The organism is Paraglaciecola sp. (assembly GCF_030730205.1).
GTDB lineage: Bacteria > Pseudomonadota > Gammaproteobacteria > Enterobacterales > Alteromonadaceae > Paraglaciecola.
The window spans coordinates 1-3318 of the sequence record NZ_JANQVQ010000147.1 but is presented as its reverse complement, the minus strand read 5'-3'; the positions used below and the strand labels follow the sequence as shown (position 1 = coordinate 3318).

The 3318-nt window shown below is 38.1% G+C and carries 3 protein-coding genes; all 3 read right to left on the bottom strand.

Features of this window, described 5'->3' with window-relative positions:
• Window positions 1–844: NAD-dependent epimerase/dehydratase family protein (locus NWQ57_RS10430; RefSeq protein ID WP_306022093.1), on the bottom strand; the 844-nt coding region annotated here is incomplete at its 3' end.
• 8 nt (window positions 845–852) lie between these two features.
• A complete protein-coding gene (locus tag NWQ57_RS10425; RefSeq protein WP_306022092.1) occupies window positions 853–2076 on the bottom strand; it encodes a glycosyltransferase family 4 protein in 1224 nt (407 codons plus the stop codon).
• 2 nt (window positions 2077–2078) lie between these two features.
• Complete coding sequence (gene wecB, locus NWQ57_RS10420; protein WP_306022091.1) at window positions 2079–3209, bottom strand: non-hydrolyzing UDP-N-acetylglucosamine 2-epimerase; 1131 nt, start codon at window positions 3207–3209, stop codon at window positions 2079–2081.
• Between the last annotated feature and the right edge of the window lie 109 nt (window positions 3210–3318).

Below are 3318 nucleotides of genomic sequence, written 5' to 3'. Positions count from 1 at the left end.
GCGGCTTCCATCCCAAAGTTTGTTTGGTATGGCTTATATCTACCTGCAGATTTCCGCAAAGGCGATCAACAATGGCTTGCTTGCCGGTTAACTTACCAGCTAAACGAAACCAACTCATGGGTATAGGTAATAACCAAGGCTTTTTGCCTGCGGCACGGGTCATCATTTTTATTAGTTCAGTCGTTGAAACATCACAATCATCACTTACCAAAAAGGTTTGATTGGCAGCTTTAGGGTGGTCAATACAAGTAATAATTAAATCGACTATATTATCTAAAGCCACCAGACTGCGACTGTTATTAATAGCGCCAAGAGGTAAAGGTAGGTTTTTTTTAGCAAGGTTAACTAAACTTAAAAAATTTGCTTTAACTCCTTTTCCATACACCAAGGGACTCCTAATTATGACATACTCGGTTGAACTACAAGCAGAAATGATTCTACTCTCAATAGCAAGTTTAGCTTTTGAAACTAAATCAGAAGGGTAACATACCGAATTTAAACTGAATGGAGCTCTCTCTAAACTATTTTTTCCAAATACATTTACTGAGCTCAAGTAAATTATTCTTTTAATGCTTTTATTATTTATAAACTCAAAAAATTGACTTGCAGCCAAAAAATCAGCATTTGTAGCACTTTTAATAGAATCTGTTGAAGTGTTTCTGTCAAAATGGGCAATACCAACACAATAAATTATGACTTCGACTCCACTCAAAAAGTCTTTGTAGTCTGTGTATTTAGATAACCTGCCTTTGTACCTTATAACAGTAATATCTTTATAACTTTCAAGGCTGTTGCATACAGCTGAACCAATAAAACCTGATGAACCTAAAACAGCTATTTTCATATCAACTTTTACTTAAATTTTAAATGCTCTAACTCAGAGGAAAGTCGGTTTACAAGTGCAGATCTTGAAAAGTGATTAACAGCATACTCATAACCATTTTGACCGAGTTGACTCATTTCATCAGGCGACATTTCAATCATTTTCATTATATTTTTTGCTAAATTGACATAATCTGAAGCATTAGTTGCGTATCCACACTTAGAATCATTGATTAGGCTGGCACCAGCACCATCAATCATACCTAACACTGGTAATTTTGACATCATGTATGATTGCAATTTTCCGGGGACTGTCAATTTAAAGATTTTATTTGTTTTAAGGCTCAATAAAGCTGCATTGGCAGATTTATAATATTTTGGCATTTCAGAAACAGGATGCCTACCATGAAGTTCAAAGTAGCTCTCTAATTCATAGGCCGAAATAACACTCTTAAGCCAAGTAAACTTGCTTCCATCGCCAACAATTGAAAAAATCACTTTTTGTTTATTTTCTTTTAAATACATTGCCGCATTGACAATGGATTCAAAGTCCTGAGCCTCCCCAACATTACCAGCAAATAAAACAACAAAACTATCGTTTTCTTTTTTATAACCAATATCTAAATTTTTAAACTCAGAATTAAAAACGTCCTCTGCCCAGTTAGGAAAAATAACTTTTTTTGAATTACCTTTGTCAAGTTCAGAAATACATAATAAATATTCTTCAGACTGCCCCAAAATTAAATCACAATTTTTATATATATAACTAACTAGCTTTTCTAGAAGTTTATACATAAAATCAGGTCCACCTTTACCAACAGCTCTTACAGAATCTGGCCATAAATCTAATGACCACATAGCTAAAGGTATCCCTTTTAACTTTTTTAAAAGTATAGCTGGTAAAGCAACAGTCACTGGAGACAATTGACAAACCAAAATCACATCAAAACTTTTATTCCTTAGTTTTAATGGTGCAAGAAATGATGCAGTTAAAACATAAGACAAATAATTAAGTGCTAGTTTAAATGAACTCTTACCTCTTGTTATTATTGGAACCCTGACTATTTCAACTCCACCATAGTTACTAAAACTGCTTGGTTTTTTTGAAAACTCGTTAAATTCTTTGCCAAGAGGGTAATTAGGTATTCCAGTTAAGACAGTAACTTCATGCCCCAAATTTACTAATTCAACAGATAAATCATTAATCCTAAACTCTTCTGGCCAAAAATACTGAGAGACAATTAGTACTTTCATTTTTAGTACTGCTTCCAAACCACCCGCATAATGTAATCACGGTAACTATGAACAATTCTAACTACTTTGTCAGATACATTTGGCATACTGTAATCATAAACGGGCCTTAATAAGCGCTCGGTACCACAAGGCTGAGATTCAAGCACCTGAAGCGCTTGAAATACGCGAACAACCTCTAGCCCCACCATCATTACTGAGGCTTCTTCAAAGGCTTCTGGCCGCTCATGCGCTTCACGAATATTTAACGCAGGAAAGTTCATAATAGATGACTCTTCACTAATCGTGCCGCTGTCAGACAACACTGCTTTAGCCGATTTTTGCAACTTGTTATAGTCATGAAAACCCAGTGGTTTTAACAACTGCACCAAAGGGTTAAAGGTAATACCCTGCTCTTCAATGCGTTTACGAGTGCGCGGATGGGTAGAAACGATTACCGGAAAAGCATATTTTTCAGCCAGGCCATTTAAAATAGCAGCCAGCTTGTGCAGATTAGTCGGCGAGTCTACGTTTTCTTCACGATGCGCACTTATAACAAAGAATTCGCGCTCGGTTAACCCCAACCGGTTTAATACATCAGACCCGTCAATTTGCGGCATGTAATGGTTTAAAACTTCAAACATTGGGCTGCCGGTTTTAATAACCCGGTCTGCCGGAATACCTTCAGCCAGCAAATAGTCGCGGGCAATAGTGCTATAGGTCAGGTTAATATCGGCGGTATGGTCAACGATACGGCGGTTAATTTCTTCTGGCACTCGCATATCATAGCAGCGGTTACCCGCTTCCATGTGGAAGGTAGGGATCTTACGCCGTTTGGCAGGAATAACCGCCATACAACTGTTAGTATCACCCAGCACCAGCATGGCATCCGGGTTAATTTCGGCCAATACCTTGTCTACGGCAATAATCACATTACCAATGGTCTCGGCACCGCTGCTTCCGGCTGCACTTAAAAAATAATCAGGCTTACGCACGCCTAAATCATCAAAAAAAACCTGATTCAGTTCAAAATCGTAGTTTTGGCCGGTGTGGACAATAATATGATCACAGTGCGCATCCAAGGCGGCCATAACTCGAGAAAGGCGAATAATTTCCGGGCGGGTGCCCACAACGGTCATTACTTTTAACTTGTTCATATCTACACCTTGTAAGCTACAGTATCTGGCCTTGCGCGATCGAAGTTCTCGTTCGCCCACAACATCACCACTAATTCATCATCACCAATATTGGTAACGTCATGCGACC

Bases quoted from the DNA above. Each gene is read 5' to 3' on its own strand.
- wecB (WP_306022091.1), bottom strand. From the start codon at position 3,209: ATGAACAAGTTAAAAGTAATGACCGTTGTGGGCACCCGCCCGGAAATT.
- NWQ57_RS10425 (WP_306022092.1), bottom strand. From the start codon at position 2,076: ATGAAAGTACTAATTGTCTCTCAGTATTTTTGGCCAGAAGAGTTTAGG.